Annotated in this window: 13 protein-coding genes; 8 read left to right on the top strand and 5 right to left on the bottom strand. The window is 63.8% G+C overall.

All coding sequences use genetic code 11. The features are described 5' to 3' along the window. Positions 1-20 precede the first annotated feature (20 nt). Both ACQS5P_RS16635 and ACQS5P_RS16630 read left to right on the top strand, forming a co-directional pair. Complete coding sequence (locus ACQS5P_RS16635; protein WP_428937742.1) at positions 21-362, top strand: P-II family nitrogen regulator; 342 nt, start codon at positions 21-23, stop codon at positions 360-362. A gap of 250 nt (positions 363-612) precedes the next feature. After that, the gene (locus ACQS5P_RS16630; protein WP_428941036.1) at positions 613-4,029 is read left to right on the top strand and encodes an efflux RND transporter permease subunit; all 3,417 of its coding nucleotides are present in this window, start codon (positions 613-615) and stop codon (positions 4,027-4,029) included. 162 nt (positions 4,030-4,191) lie between these two features. Here ACQS5P_RS16630 and ACQS5P_RS16625 read toward each other — a convergent pair whose 3' ends face one another. Next, positions 4,192-4,524 (bottom strand): transposase, encoded by a 333-nt coding sequence (locus tag ACQS5P_RS16625; RefSeq protein ID WP_428937741.1) that lies wholly within the window; start codon positions 4,522-4,524, stop codon positions 4,192-4,194. Continuing rightward, complete coding sequence (locus ACQS5P_RS16620) at positions 4,521-4,925, bottom strand: transposase (protein WP_428937740.1); 405 nt, start codon at positions 4,923-4,925, stop codon at positions 4,521-4,523. The genes ACQS5P_RS16625 and ACQS5P_RS16620 overlap by 4 nt, the downstream gene beginning before the upstream one ends. 468 nt (positions 4,926-5,393) lie before the next feature. On the opposite strand from ACQS5P_RS16620, the gene ACQS5P_RS16615 reads away from it, so the two are divergent. The 6 genes from ACQS5P_RS16615 to ACQS5P_RS16590 all read left to right on the top strand — a co-directional run bounded on the left by ACQS5P_RS16615 (position 5,394) and on the right by ACQS5P_RS16590 (position 11,386). Then, a complete protein-coding gene (locus tag ACQS5P_RS16615) occupies positions 5,394-6,191 on the top strand; it encodes a hypothetical protein (protein ID WP_428937739.1) in 798 nt (265 codons plus the stop codon). Then, the gene (gene cmr6, locus ACQS5P_RS16610) at positions 6,116-7,051 is read left to right on the top strand and encodes a type III-B CRISPR module RAMP protein Cmr6 (protein WP_428941035.1); all 936 of its coding nucleotides are present in this window, start codon (positions 6,116-6,118) and stop codon (positions 7,049-7,051) included. Before ACQS5P_RS16615 ends, cmr6 begins: the two co-directional genes overlap by 76 nt. A gap of 517 nt (positions 7,052-7,568) precedes the next feature. Further along, positions 7,569-7,970 (top strand): hypothetical protein, encoded by a 402-nt coding sequence (locus ACQS5P_RS16605; protein ID WP_428937738.1) that lies wholly within the window; start codon positions 7,569-7,571, stop codon positions 7,968-7,970. Positions 7,971-8,354: 384 nt separating this feature from the next. Then, positions 8,355-8,630, top strand: coding sequence for a hypothetical protein (locus tag ACQS5P_RS16600; protein WP_428937737.1), 276 nt, complete (start codon positions 8,355-8,357; stop codon positions 8,628-8,630). Positions 8,631-9,261: 631 nt separating this feature from the next. Further along, positions 9,262-10,467, top strand: a complete 1,206-nt coding sequence (locus ACQS5P_RS16595) for a hypothetical protein (protein WP_428937736.1) — start codon at positions 9,262-9,264, stop codon at positions 10,465-10,467. Beyond that, entirely contained in the window at positions 10,451-11,386 is a 936-nt protein-coding gene (locus ACQS5P_RS16590) for a MarR family transcriptional regulator (protein ID WP_428937735.1), read from the top strand. The genes ACQS5P_RS16595 and ACQS5P_RS16590 overlap by 17 nt, the downstream gene beginning before the upstream one ends. 256 nt (positions 11,387-11,642) lie before the next feature. Here the strand turns inward: ACQS5P_RS16590 and ACQS5P_RS16585 are convergent, their stop codons facing one another. The 3 genes from ACQS5P_RS16585 to ACQS5P_RS16575 form a co-directional block, all read right to left on the bottom strand. Next, positions 11,643-12,758, bottom strand: a complete 1,116-nt coding sequence (locus ACQS5P_RS16585) for a hypothetical protein (protein ID WP_428937734.1) — start codon at positions 12,756-12,758, stop codon at positions 11,643-11,645. A gap of 189 nt (positions 12,759-12,947) precedes the next feature. Further along, a complete protein-coding gene (locus ACQS5P_RS16580; protein WP_428937733.1) occupies positions 12,948-13,529 on the bottom strand; it encodes a hypothetical protein in 582 nt (193 codons plus the stop codon). Continuing rightward, positions 13,526-14,047, bottom strand: a complete 522-nt coding sequence (locus ACQS5P_RS16575) for an anti-sigma factor family protein (protein ID WP_428937732.1) — start codon at positions 14,045-14,047, stop codon at positions 13,526-13,528. Before ACQS5P_RS16575 ends, ACQS5P_RS16580 begins: the two co-directional genes overlap by 4 nt. Positions 14,048-14,062 lie beyond the last annotated feature (15 nt).

The following is a 14,062-nucleotide window of genomic DNA, read 5'->3' as shown; positions in this document are numbered from 1 at the left end:
AATGACGGAGAACTGCAGACATGAAGGAAATCAAGGCGATCATACAGCCCCACATGCTGAGCAAGGTGATGGACGCTTTGCACAACTGCGAGCATTTCCCCGGCGCGACGATCAGTGACTGCCAGGGGCAGAGCCGCGGACGCGGCAAGGGCGGACATTACGAGCCAACGGCGGAATCCATTTTCTTCGCCAAGAAAGTGAAACTGGAGATCGTCTGCTCGGACAACGTGTGCGACCAGCTTGTCGGCGTGGTGCAAAAGGCCGCGCACACCGGCAATCCGGGTGATGGCCTGATTGTAGTTGCCGACCTGACCCGCGTTGCCCGCATCCGCACTGCGCAGGAGCAGGACGAAGCGGTGTAGCGCGCGGCCATTTACCAAGACGCTGACGTGCTGTGCGAACGGACCCAGACCGAGCTGCCGCCGTGCCGCCCTGGGATCCAAGCGTCCGCTTCTGAAGCGATGAACGACGTGCTTGCAGACGATCCAGTTGAAAGCGTGCGGGGAGCGGATGTCGCGGCGTATCTGGGACCCCGTGCACAGGGGAAGAACCGCATGCGTATCCCCACCGCAGCTTGTGCGACACGTAGCTTGATCCAATGGAGTGATCCCCATGCTTGAACGTGTACTCAGATTCTCCATCCAGCATCGCTGGCTGGTGGTCCTGTTCACACTGATGGCTGCGGCCCTTGGCGGCTGGTCGCTGATGAGGCTGCCGATCGACGCGGTCCCGGACATCACCAACAATCAGGTCCAGATCAACACGCTCTATCCGGCCCTCTCGCCCTTCGAGATCGAGAAGCAGGTGACGTTCCCGATCGAGACGGCGCTGGCAGGCATTCCCGGCTTGGAATACACGCGCTCTTTGTCGCGCAATGGCTTCTCACAAGTGACGGCGGTGTTCGCAGACGACGTGGACATCTACTTTGCCCGCCAGCAGGTGGGCGAGCGGTTGCGCGAGGCCCGAGAGAACTTGCCGCCCGGTGCCGAGCCCAGGATGGGGGCAATCAGCACCGGTCTTGGGGAAATCTACATGTGGACTGTCCATTTCGAGCATCCCAATGGGGACGGCGCCACGTTGGAGGATGGCAAGCCCGGCTGGCAGAGTGACGGTACCTATCTCACGCCTGAGGGCGAGCTGCTCACCAACGCGGTCGAGCAGGCCGCGTACCTGCGCACGGTACAGGACTGGATTATCCGCCCGCAACTCAAGAACGTTGTCGGTGTCGCGGGCGTCGATTCGATTGGAGGCTACGAGAAGCAGTATGTCGTCCAGCCAGATCCGATGAAGCTCGTCAGCTACGGCCTGACGTTTCATGACGTGATCGAGGCGTTGGAGAAGAACAATGTCAGCACCGGGGCCGGCTTCATCGAACACAAGGGTGAGGGATATAACGTCCGCGTCACCGGACGAATCGGTAACGAGGACCAGATCCGCGACATCGTGCTGGGCTCGCGCAACGGCGTGCCCATCCATGTCCGCGATGTGGCCGTCGTCGGTGTGGGTCCAGATCTGCGGACCGGCAGCGCAAGCGAGAACGGCCAGGAGGTTGTGGTCGGCACGGCGCTGATGCTCATCGGGGAAAACAGTCGCACAGTCTCGAAGCGCGTCGATGAGAAGCTGGCGGAGATCAACAAATCACTTCCGCCAGACATCAGGGCGAAAACTGTGCTCAACCGGACCGCCCTGGTGAACGACACGATCAAGACGGTCGAAAAGAACCTGGCGGAGGGCGCGATCCTGGTCATCGTCATTCTCTTCCTGCTGCTGGGCAATATCCGCGCGGCAATCATCACCTCTTTGGCGATTCCGCTGTCGATGTTGCTGACCGCAACAGCAATGGTCCACAGCAGGATCAGCGGCAACCTGATGAGCCTTGGAGCGATCGACTTCGGACTGATCGTCGATGGGTCAGTCATCATTGTTGAAAACTGCCTGCGCATGCTGGCCCAACGCCAGCACCACCTGCGCCGAAAGCTCACGCTGGCCGAGCGGCTGGAAACCATCTTCGACGCCAGCAGGCAGATGATCCAACCATCGGTGTTCGGACAGGCAATCATTATCACCGTCTACATCCCGATCCTGGCCCTGACCGGCATCGAAGGCAAGATGTTCAAGCCCATGGCGGCAACGGTCATCTTCGCCCTGCTCAGCGCATTTGTCCTGTCGTTGACGCTGGTTCCGGCTCTGGTTGCACTCGGCATCACCGGTCGTGTGAAGGAAAAGGAGAACTTACTCGTTCGCTCGGCCAAGGTCGGCTACGAGCGAATCGTTCGCTGGGCAGTACGCTTGAGGTGGGCCGTCGTCGGTGTGGCCATCTTGGTATTTGCCGGCTCCGCGCTGCTGTTCATGCGGCTGGGTCAGGAGTTTGTTCCCCAACTGGATGAGGGAAACATTGCCGTGCACGCCATGCGCATTCCCGGCACCGGCATCGAGCAATCCACCAGGATGCAGCTTTTCGTTGAGCAGACGCTGAGCAAGTTCCCGGAGGTTGCGTTTGTCTACTCCAAAACGGGCACGGCGGAAATGGCCTCCGACCCAATGCCGCCTAACGTATCGGACACGTTCATCATTCTCAAGCCGCAAGACCAGTGGCGCAGCGAAGATGAACTGGACCGGCTCATCGCGCAAAAGCAGGAGGAACTGCAAACGATGGGCGTCGAGGCCGGCCGCAACGACGATCACGGCGAACGTGAAACAGCCCATCGCGATCAGCGCGAGCACGGCGAAGCGCCGCACACTCACAAGGGAAAGCTCCTGAAGCTTATGGAGCTGACGCTCGGTCAAGTTCCGGGTAACAACTACGAGTTCACACAGCCCATCCAGATGAGATTCAACGAGTTGATCGCGGGCGTGCGAAGCGACGTGGCGGTGAAGCTGTACGGGGATGAATTCGAGCAGATGCTGCCCACCGCCAAAGCTATTGCGGCGATACTGCGCGACACAGCGGGCGCGGCGGATGTGAAGGTCGAGCAAACGGCCGGCCTGCCGATGATGACGATCGAACTCGACCGTTCGGCCCTGGCCCGCTATGGGCTGAATGTGGCTGATGTGCAGGACGTGATCAACATCGCAATCGGCGGCCGCGAGGCTGGCCTTGTGTTCCAGGGAGATCGCCGCTTCGACCTGGTGGTACGGCTACCCGATCACATCCGAGCCGACATCGCAGAACTGCGGAACCTGCCCATTCCCCTGCCATCACTCGGCCAAGAGGGTGACGCGAGCGTGGCCTCGGCCGCCGACGGGCCTATCATGCAGCCGGGTCGACCACCCTTCGTGCCGCTGGGGAGCCTTGCCCAGATCCAAGTCGCCGAAGGCCCCAACCAAATCAGCCGCGAGCAGGGCAAGCGCCGCGTCGTCGTGCAGGCCAACGTTCGCGGAAGAGACATCGGTTCGTTTGTAGCTGAGGCACAACAGAGGATCGCCGACCAGGTGAAACTACCAGCGGGAACCTGGCTCGACTGGGGCGGACAGTTTGAAAACCTCATGGCGGCGCGGCAACGACTCATGATCGTCGTACCGATCTGTTTCCTCATGATCTTCCTGCTGCTGTTCAGCACCTTCAATTCGGTGAAGCATGCCGTCATGGTCTTTACCTGCGTGCCGCTTGCTCTGACCGGAGGCGTTGCAGCCCTATGGATTCGGGACATGCCCTTCTCGATTTCGGCCGCCGTCGGATTCATTGCGCTGTCGGGCGTGGCTGTGCTCAATGGACTGGTGATGGTGACGTTCATCAACCAGCTCCGCGCCGAGGGGGAGCAACTGGAGCACGCAATCATTCGCGGCTCCATGACGCGACTGCGGCCTGTGCTGATGACGGCGCTGGTCGCCGCCCTGGGCTTCGTCCCAATGGCTCTGGCGAGCGGACGCGGCGCCGAAGTGCAAAAACCCTTGGCCACTGTCGTCATCGGTGGAATCATCTCCTCCACGCTGCTGACCCTTGTCGTGCTGCCCGCGATCTACCGTATCTGGCAGTTCGGTGAAGGGCGCCAAACGAACCAGGCCTTCGCCCGTGAACAACTCGCATAACCTGCTGCTCCCGGTGGCGATGTTTATCCGACAACTACCCATTACTACTCCGAAGCACTATTGACTTAAGAGGCCATTTCAGAACTATGGAAGGTACGTCTTGAGTCGTGAACAGATCAGCAGGCAGGCTGCCAGTTCGTGGAACGCCTGCCAGTGACAGTGTCAACGTTCGTAGCACATCCTCAAGCGGCGGAAGTGGCTAAAGCAGGCCAGCGTCCGCTCCACCACGTAGCGGAAGATCCCCAAGCCGCTGCCGTGGGTGTCGTCGTTGCGCGGGGCCAGGAAGCTGAGGATGCTCAGGCCGATCACCAGCGTGACCATCTCCGCGGTGCCGTAGGCGCGGTCGCCGAAGATGCCGCCGGGCTTGGAGCGCGGGCGACCACGCGGACCCTGCACGGCGGGCATACCCTCCAGCAGCGCGGGCAGTTGCTTCTCGTCGTTCACGTTGGCCGGCGTGGTCTGCACCACCAGCGGCACGCCGTCGGCGTCGGTCAACAGATGGCGTTTGCACCCTTTCTTGCCGCGGTCGGTGGGGTTGGGTCCCGCGTGCGTCCCCCTTTTAGCGCTCGGACCGACTGGCTGTCGACCACGACGTGTTCCAGGTCGACGCCGCCGGCCTTGCCCAGGCGGTTGAGCAGCCGGCGGTGCAACTCCGGCCAGATGCCCATGGCGGTCCACTGGCGGAAGCGTCGCCAGCAGCTCCAGCCGCTGACGCCGAAGACCTCGGTGGGCAGCATCTGCCAGGGGATGCCGGTGCGGTTGACGAAGATGATGCCGCGCAGGGCGTCGCGGTTGTTGACCGGCGGCCGCCCTCCCTTGGGCGATGGCGGCGGTGGCGGCGGCAAGAGCGGTTCGATTTCGTTCCAGAGCTCGTCGGGGAGCAGTTCCACTGCCATGCGAGAAGCACCTGCGTGCATTGCGTGTGGCACTACTACGCTCAAGCAGCGTTCATGGTTCTGAAATGGTCTCTAAGGATTCAGCCGATCGAGCTTTTTGTCGGAGATGGAGACAGAGGGCATATGCAACTCCCAACGCAATCCGATTTCAGCGTGCTGCATGCTGGTCTTCAGACGCGATTGTCCCAGACTGGCGAAACTCTATCGGCAATCGAAGAGAAGACTGGTTGGGAGCTAGGCACATTCCTTGCTAACCCAGAGGCAGCGTGGGAGTGGAACGTAGATTGTCTGCGCGATGTGTGCAGTGAACTCGGATTTGACTGGTTGTCTATGTTGCCGACCTACTGGTGCCTCCGGGGGAATTAAAGGTGACGCGGGCGAATTAAAGGTGACGGGGCGAACTAAAGGTGACGCGAATGCTCTGTCTCGACCCTCATTGCGGCCGCTTCCGTGCCTAGAATCGAGCCTATGTTGACCTGCCGATCACCACGGAAGGTGATGCGGGAAGCCTACCACCTGGCTCGCTGCTGCCTTCCGCTCTATTCGTCCAAGTACAGCCGCAAGGACTTCACGCTGCCGCAGCTTCTGGCGTGTCTTTGCGTCAAGGAGATGTTGCACCGCAGCTATCGCCAGGCCGAGCAGTTGCTGGGCGACTGCGAGAACTGGCTGCGCGACGTGGGGCTGCGCCGGGCGCCGGACCACAACACGCTGTGGCGGGCGGACGTGCTGCTGCTGAAGAAGCTGCACGCCGAGCGATTGTTGGACACGGTGGCGCGGTGGGCGGCGAACCGGCGGCTGCTGAAGACCAAACGCTCCCGGCGACGCTGCGGCTACACCCAGGGTTGGCAGGCCATGCCTGCCGGCAGGCAGGCCGAAACCGCCAACAGCATGATCAAGCGGAACACCGGCAGCGCGTTGCGGGCCAAGACCCGCTGCGGCCGCCTGCGCGACCTGCGGCGGAAGGTCATCACGCACAACGTGATGATCCTGAGAAACGAGGGTCGAGACAGAGCAGGTCGGGAGTCTTTGTTTGCGGAACGAGCCGGTGCGATCGGCAAGACGCTGGTGTATGATGCGTGGAACCGGCTGGTGGCGTACAAGAATGGCAGCACGCCGCTGGCGACCTACGAATACGACGCCGTGTACCGGCGGATCGAGGTTGCGTCTTCGAGCTCGCGCTTGCGAGCCGACTGCTCGTCGGGCATGGCAACTCGAGTGCGACCGACGTCGGGATCACGGTGCATCACACCTGGGGCGTGCCGGTGATCCCGGGGATGGCGCTGAAGGGCCTCTGCGCTCACTATGTCGATGCTGTCTATGGTCCGAGCGACCCAGACCGAGCGCCCTGGGAACAAGAAGGCGATGAGTGCACGCGGACCGAGTTCCAGGGCCTGACATGGCGTGGCGCGCGCATCGAGCGCGGGCCGGGTGCGGTCTACCGGGCGCTCTTCGGTGCGCCTGATGCCGAGGAAGACGATGCCCTGCGAGAACGGGGCTTCGCTGCGGGAGCATCGGCCGGTCTCGTCACCTTTCACGACGCCCTGTACGTGCCGAAAAGCGCTCCCGGGGACAAGCCCTTCGTCGCCGATGTGCTGACCGTTCACCAGAAGGGCTACTACGACTTTTCCGGTGGAAGCTGGCCCAACGACTACGACAGCCCCAACCCGGTGGCGTTTCTCACCGTGCGTCCCGGCGTTTGCTTCCTCTTGGCGCTGTCGGGCCCGCCTGATTGGACGGAGCTCGCGGAGCGGCTGCTTCGTGACGCGCTAGAGAACTGGGGCGTCGGCGGCAAGACGAGCGCGGGTTACGGGCGACTGATCGAGCCCGACCGATTCGCGGCACCGGCACAAGCGGCCACCGTGACGCCGGGTGCAACGCTTCCGAAAAGTAAAGATCTTGTCGAGGCGACGCTTCTAGAAGAGCGCACGAAAAAGGGCGGCTGGAAGGCCAGACACGAACCGTCGGGTCTCGCCGGCCCCATTCAAAACAGCGCCGACGTTCCAGCCACGAAGAAGGCGGGGGACCGTCTGACGCTCATCGTCGCCTCGGTCAGTGCCTCGGAGATCGCCTTCCGAGTCCCGACCGAAACACCGGCGACCCCGGCGAAGAAGAAGGGAAGGAAGTAGATGGCAGAGGCGAGGTCCACGCTTCTCATCTGCACGGTCGGCGGGAGCCCCGAGCCGGTCGTAGCCGCGCTGAAGCACTGGCGGCCCGTGCGGGTTCGCTTCGTCCCCACGCCGCAGACGAAAGGCGACGTCGAGGAAAAAATCGTCCCGAGCGCGCGAAGAAGGCGTGGATCTCGATGCAGGAAGGTACGATCTGTTCGAGTTGCCGGACGGCGAGGATCTGGCGAGCGGCCTCGAACGGCTGAGGCAGTTGACACCGGAGGTTACACGGTGGGCTGCGCGCGGGCACGAATTCCAAGTCGTCGTGGACTTGACGGGCGGTACAAAGTGCATGTCGGCCGCGATCGCGCTCCAAGCCAGCCGCTGGCCGCGGCGCGGGCGGTGGTCATCGCGCAGAAGGGGGACGACGCGTCGGCCAACCCTGGCAACGGACTAGGGAACGCCCTGCAAATGGGTTTCGATATCGACTGTCATGTCAGGAACGCAGAATTATGAAGCCAGCGATTGAGACCCAGCCATGAAGAATGAGGACATCCCGGCGCTCATCCGGGAGCTTCGACAGGGGCTAGAACTCACCCAAGAGCAGTTCGCCCAGAAGAGCGGCGCCGGTCGCTTCACCCGGGACTATTTGCAGAGCCGGGTGCGCAAGTGTCTGCTCGACGCAGTCGAGAACGTCAAGGTTCTCCGCAACGACGTCGCGCACAACGAACCCACGCCGGCGCTCATGGCTGACGCCCGCTGCAGGATGACCCAAGCAGGGCTCTGGTCCTCGGATGGTCGGTTTCTCACGCAAGAGATCATTCGAGTGGTCCTGATGGAGCTAGGCGAGAGCGAGCCAGAGAGCATGTGCGACAAGCTCCTCGCCACGGTGAGGTCACGACTCCTAGAGCATCGATTCTACGGAGCATCTTCCCCATGACCGAACCCCTCAAACCCTGGTACGCCATTGCGACGCCCCACGAGGACATCCGCGAGGGGCGCCTCGCCGAGGCCGTCTTCGCCGCCAACCTCTGGGCGGTCGTCCAGGGCACGGCTCCCGAGGTCTACCTCGATCCCGAGGAGTTCTACCGCAAGACGTACCTCACAACGGGCCTGTCCACGGTTCTGAATCGGGTCGCGGGCGCGCTCCGGCACGGCGGCGAAACCGGAGACCGCATCATCAGTCTGCAGACCGCCTTCGGCGGCGGCAAAACGCACACGCTCGTCGCCTTGTGGCATCTGGCGAAACACGCCGATCGGTTGAAGGGGTTCGCCTCACGCGGAGGGACTTCGGAAGGCCGTCGGTGGACGACTGCCGGAGAAGGTGAAAGGTGTCGCCGTCTTCACCAACCAGACCTGCGACGCGACGCAGGGACGGAAGGTCGAAGGCGGCGTTCACCTGCGCACGTTGTGGGGCGAGCTGGCGTACCAGCTCGGGGGGAAGGCTCTTTACGAGCGCGTGCGGGCGAACGACCAGAGCCAACGCGTGCCGCAGGGGCTGTTCTTCGAGATCCTGCAAGCGGCTGTGCTCACCACCATCCACAAGTTCGTCTCCGTTCGCCCAACCACACCTTCGCACCGGCGATGTCGGGCGGCATGATCGGCGCACGTCTGGAGCTGTGGCATGCAAGCAGCGCTCAGCCCGACAGCCCGTACGTGCGCGAACGAAGCGATGCTCAGCGGGCCGGCGGCCTCGATCCGCGTCTGGTGCCGGCAAATCATCACGACGAACACGCCTGTTGCTGGTGGCGTGCCCGGCTTGGCCTGTCGCCAAAGTCCGCGGCGAAGCGCCGTCAGCCTTCCAGGTCGCTGAGGTTCGCGCAGGCCGTAGTCGATCGTGCCGCGGCCGAGCCGATGCATCGCAGCCGGGCTTAGTGAGCTTGATCAGTTCCCGCCGGTGTGTGCAAACGTCACGATCAAATCGCAGCGGGGTTGCGCTTCGTCATCGCCGCCTGAGACGGCAGCGCGGATTTCTCTTTGCCGCCAGCTTCCGATCCGGACATGTCCTTCGCGGGACGGACACAACTTCGCTCATCGCCAGCGATCGTGGATAACCTGTCGCAATTAGGTTGTTGTTTGCATCCGAACAAATACCGAATATACTGATGGCCGGTTGGGCTGCACATCTCCGGGACGCGAGATGATCTTCAGCCACAGGGAAGAGTGGGTCTCCCATCGCAGCTCACGTCTGACAAAACACCGCGCGATGCGGTGACGGGAGTGCTGCGCCTATGGCCGGGCAGTATTCGACGAAGACCTTCTTGCGACAGGTTCGCGTGCCGCTGCTCAAACGCTATGTCCGGCAGAAACAGATCGCTCTGGACGTGGAGGTTGTGGCGGGGAAGCCGGCGGACATCGACCGTCTGTACGAGCGACTGCAATGCCTCCCGCCCGATATCCTCAGGAAGGTGGAGGCCGACTTCGCGGCCGTGACGGAGCTGGCGCACCCCGTTGGCACAGCAGGGCTGCTGCGCGAAGCCAAGCTCATGGGGCGCGACTGGTCGGGCGTCTTCGCGACGGCAAACAACGCGTACGAGCGGGCGATGTGGGCGTACTTGCAAGACCCGCAGCTCTTCGCCCGCGCGGCGAGCATGGTCGAGATGGATCACGTGGCCAGCGGGCGGTGGCGGCGCTGGTTCGTCGGTGTGGGCCTGCCGGTCCAGAGCAACGCCGCGGGCATCGCGGCGCTGTCCCAGCGCATGAAGCAGGTCTACCTGCGGGAAGGCCGTGGCCGGCACTGTCACATCGATCATTACCTGCGCCAGGACCCGGATCGCCACTGCTTCTTTGCCTACCCCGAAGATCATCCCGCCGCAGACCTGGGCTACGGCGACGACGCGGTGCTCCAGCGGCGCGCCCGCCGGTCCGCCTTCGAGGTCACCTTCGTCTACAGGCCGGAAGATGGGATGCTGGAAGTGCTGGCGCCCGGAGGCAAGGCGCGCGTTGAGGAGCTGGCCGGCGATTTCTGCCAGACGATCCTGGACCTGAACGAGCTGCCGCCTCGCTGCTTCCGCCAGACGCTAAACCTCAACTGCCTGCTCGATCCGGATTTCGTGTTCGCAACCGAGCCACAGGATCGGATCGATGCGGTGTTCATCGCCGCACTGCAATTGACGCTCCCGAAGGGCAAGCGGCGGCGGATCACGTTCGCCGCGGATCCGTCGCCGTGGCAGCCGCGGGCGGTGCACGACCTGATCGCCGAGGCGCTCAATGAACAGCGCGTATCCCTGGAGCAGGTGAAGGTCTCCCACGCCCGCCTTCGCATCGAGTTTCAGCCTCTGGACGGTGAGCGTCCCAGGCGACTGACGTTTGATCTGTCCCTGCCCGATCGTTGTTCCCTGAAGGATGAACCGTATGACCAGATTGCCAAGCGCTGTCTGCGCCGCTGGGGAATCGGCGGCCAACCTGCTGTTGCGCCGAATGCTTCGGCTGCTTGACCTGCCCGGTGGGCCGGTCATCGTGACGTTCGACGAACTGGCGGATGAATGGCCGCCGGGAGAGGGCGAGCGATTCAGGCGGCTTGGTCTGCTGCGCGAGATCGAGCCGGCACGACAGATTCTCCTGACGGAGTGCGAGCGCGAACCGCTCGCCGAGCCGATCTGGCGCACCAACCCGATGACAGGGAAGCTGGAAGGCGTGTACGGATGCGGCGACGATGAGTGCGCCGGCATCCACTACATCGACCCGCAGCGCATGCGGCAGTGGGAGTTCGGCTTTGACGCGCTGGCGTCCGCCGTCGCCAGCGCCATCGGGGCTGCGGGAGGAGTCACCGTTGAGCTGCGCAATGTCTGTGCCTTCCTCGGGACCGTCACCGGCAAGGGCCAGACGCGGGATGTGTTCCTCACCCGCGGCTCGTGGTGGAAGGATACACCGGCGGTGCTCGCGCCCGGCACACGCTTCGCCTCATCGAACAACGCCACGGTCCTGTGCGCGCACCGGATGCCGCCGGTGGAGCGTCGGCTACCATCGTGGCGTGCGGTCGTGTCGCTGGAAGAAATCGCGTCGATGGGCGATGGCGGCTTGACCGTTCCCGCGGAACGAGTGCTGGAGGATCAGCCTCCCGCGGCTGCCACAACGCATGTGATTTCCGAGGCGACGACCCCGGCGCTCACGCAGCAGGACATCGACGTGCTGGCAGCGCTGGGCGAGCGGCCCGAGCAAGCGCTCAGCCTGGTCGAGCTGATGGCAGCGGCCGGGTACAGCAAGCACGCTGTGCGCGCGGCGCTGGATCGCCTTGGCCGCGCCGGCCTTGTAGCACGCCCGCCGGGCACGGCACGCAAAGGTTGGTCGCTGAGCCAGCGAGGCAAGGCGGCGCTTCGGTTCTGTCAGGAGCCCGCCAGTGCCCGATCCTCGTGATGCAGTAGAGTCTACACAGTAGTCTACATGCAATCGCAGATTGTGTCCTGAAATCGGGAGTAGTACTACACGTTTTGCTTGACAAGGGGGGAATTGAGATCTATGGTTACAGCCAAGAGTTACGGACGTAACTTGTCGGGTGCAGCCAATTTTCCCAAGGCTGACGTCGTGGGTTCGAATCCCATCGCCCGCTTGTGAAGGTATCAGCCAGTCATCCGGGGACCCGGAAGACTGGCTTTTTTTGTCGCCTGCTGGGCTAGCGCGGAGGGGCGGGCGGTGCGGCGTTGCGGGCCTGGGCAAGTTGCGGCTGGGTGGGGTCGGCGGGGCGATGTCGGGCGGCGGGCGGGGGTTGCTGCACCTGCGAAGCCCAAAGCGACCACTGGCCGCCGCCGGGAGCCAGGTATTGCCAGTCGAGCACTTCGAGCATGTCGCCGCGGGCGTGGGCGAGACTGGCGCGCTGCGGCGGGATTGTCACTCTGGCGCGGATGACCCGCGTGGCGCCGGATCGCAGCAAAGTGGCGCGTGCACAGGCGGCGGCAAGCTCATCCCCGACGCCGCGACGAACGTACAGCAACGCGCGATTCCCCGGCGATGCGGCGCGGTCAAGTTGCTGAAAGCTGAAGGCCAGATGGGTCGGCTTGGCATCCTGATAGGTTCCGTCGAACCAGTCGCTGACTTCGACGGCGCCGCAGACGATGAACACACGGCCGACGTATTTCCACGGATCGGCGACGACGGCGGCGATCGGCGTCTCATCACCCAGCAGAGGAATCTGCTTCAGCTCAAGCTGGTCGTCGTCGGCCTGCACGCACGCGGCGTAAAGCTGGAGCTGACGGATGCGCTCAGCGGCGGCGGCGAGGGCGCGTTCGGCCTGTACCTGCGCCAGGGCAGCCTGCGTCTGCTGCTGCGCCTGCCAGAGCGTCTGCTGCGCCTGGACCAGAGCCGGATCCACCTGCATGAACTGTCTGCGCCGCTGGTCCAGCTTCAGCCTCGCCTGGTTATAGGCAGAGCTGGCATCGAGTCGCTGCTGCGGTTGTGCCTTTTGGCGGGCCAGGTGCAGGGCGTGTTCAAGTTGCTCGATGTGCTGGTGGAGTTCGGCGAATTCCTGGGTGGCCTGGAATCTGCGAAGGCAATCGTCGCGAACTGTGTGCAGGTGGGTTCGGGCGGCCTGCTCGTTGTTCAGGGCCTGTCGATACGCCTGTTCGGCGGCGGCCAGCGACACAGCGGTGTCGTCGGGCGCAGGGGCCGCCGGCGCGGTGGTGGCCGCCGATCCTGGCGCGGATGCCTGCGGACTGCCCGCGCGAGCGCTGCCTGCCAGACTGGCGCTCATGATGCACAGCGCCTTCACGACTGTTGCAACGGCGATCTTCATGCACCACCCTCCGGATCCGAGATACGCCAACGGAACTCAGTGGCCATGAGCGTACTGTGTTCCCTGGACAGTGGGCAACCAAAACTTTTCGGGGAATGCGACAGATGGTGGTGGCGGGACCGAGGGCAGATGGGGTGATGAGAGGTTGGGGGGTGGATCGTCGCAGGATTGCGTTACGGGGAATGGGGATCACTGGGTGCTGGTTGCTGGGGCGCGGGCACCGCGGAATCGGCCTGGGCCGGGTCCGCCCTCGGACGATTGGCGCCATCGCCAGCCACCGGGTCCGGGGCCGTGTCCGCCGCGCTGGCGAAGGCCCTGGGCGCACAGATCCAGCAGTCGCTTCTGCTGCTGGGGCGTGAGATGGTCGCGAATGGTCAAAAGATGCTCGGTCACGCGACGTTCCAGATCCGCGCTGGCGGCGATGACGGCTTCCACGCGCTGGCGGATCAGCTCATCGCTGCTGTCCGTCTGCTCGAGCGTCGCGGCCAGCTCATTGCGGCGTGTGTTCAGTTGCTCGCGCAGCCGGCGCAGGTCCTGGGGGAACGTCGGATCGTGGGCTACGATTGCAGCCCGTGAATGGACGGGTATCTCAAGCCATGCCAGCAGCGTTTCCGCTGGCGAAGCGTCGGTGGACTGCGTGGCGCTGGCGCCGGCATCGGGGCGGGGCGATCTGGCGGCGGCGGTGCGCTGCGCGAGGGTGATCGCGAACGACCCGGCAGCGACCAGAACCATCGCCGCCATCAGAATCACGGATCGCGGTGGCTTGCTCATTGATTCTCCTGTTCGATGGCCTGCGACGCTCCAGGCTCGACCACTTCAGCATCGAGGTAGAGCCACGCCAGCACGGTCGATTCGCCGCCCAGGGCGTCAAAGCCGAAGGACTCGGCAAGCTGCTGAGTCGAGGGTGGTGTGGCAACAGCGACTCTGGATGGATGCAGCGAGGGGGACGAGACGGGCACGATCGATCCGGCCAGCACGCCCGCGCCTGCCGCCAGCAGAATCGCCGCCGCAACTTTCGCCCGCTGCCATGCGATTGCCGGGCGGCGCAGGAGCTTGAGTTGCTCAAGCCTGGCCGCGTGCACGACGCGAGCGACGAACATGTCATCATCGGGGCGGGCTGGTGAGCGTGTCGGCTGGCACAGCCCCAGTGCGTCCCATATCTGCTGAAGTTCCGCGATGGTGGCCCGGCACGATTCGCACTGGCTCAGGTGAGACTGAATCTGCTGCGTTCGCGCTGGGGGCAGCTCGGCCCTGAGCATCCGGATCAGTTCGCTTTCAGTGGGACACATGGGTCCTCCGGATGA

Source organism: Fontivita pretiosa (assembly GCF_050410795.1).
Taxonomy (GTDB): Bacteria; Planctomycetota; Phycisphaerae; order Tepidisphaerales; family Tepidisphaeraceae; genus Fontivita; species Fontivita pretiosa.
Note: the sequence above shows the minus strand (reverse complement) of the source record. Positions and strands in the feature narration are given on the sequence as shown.

Bases quoted from the DNA above. Each gene is read 5' to 3' on its own strand.
- ACQS5P_RS16635 (WP_428937742.1), top strand. From the start codon at position 21: ATGAAGGAAATCAAGGCGATCATACAGCCCCACATGCTGAGCAAGGTG.
- ACQS5P_RS16630 (WP_428941036.1), top strand. From the start codon at position 613: ATGCTTGAACGTGTACTCAGATTCTCCATCCAGCATCGCTGGCTGGTG.
- ACQS5P_RS16620 (WP_428937740.1), bottom strand. From the start codon at position 4,925: ATGGCAGTGGAACTGCTCCCCGACGAGCTCTGGAACGAAATCGAACCG.
- ACQS5P_RS16615 (WP_428937739.1), top strand. From the start codon at position 5,394: ATGTTGACCTGCCGATCACCACGGAAGGTGATGCGGGAAGCCTACCAC.
- ACQS5P_RS16605 (WP_428937738.1), top strand. From the start codon at position 7,569: ATGAAGAATGAGGACATCCCGGCGCTCATCCGGGAGCTTCGACAGGGG.
- ACQS5P_RS16595 (WP_428937736.1), top strand. From the start codon at position 9,262: ATGGCCGGGCAGTATTCGACGAAGACCTTCTTGCGACAGGTTCGCGTG.
- ACQS5P_RS16590 (WP_428937735.1), top strand. From the start codon at position 10,451: ATGCTTCGGCTGCTTGACCTGCCCGGTGGGCCGGTCATCGTGACGTTC.
- ACQS5P_RS16585 (WP_428937734.1), bottom strand. From the start codon at position 12,758: ATGAAGATCGCCGTTGCAACAGTCGTGAAGGCGCTGTGCATCATGAGC.
- ACQS5P_RS16580 (WP_428937733.1), bottom strand. From the start codon at position 13,529: ATGAGCAAGCCACCGCGATCCGTGATTCTGATGGCGGCGATGGTTCTG.
- ACQS5P_RS16575 (WP_428937732.1), bottom strand. From the start codon at position 14,047: ATGTGTCCCACTGAAAGCGAACTGATCCGGATGCTCAGGGCCGAGCTG.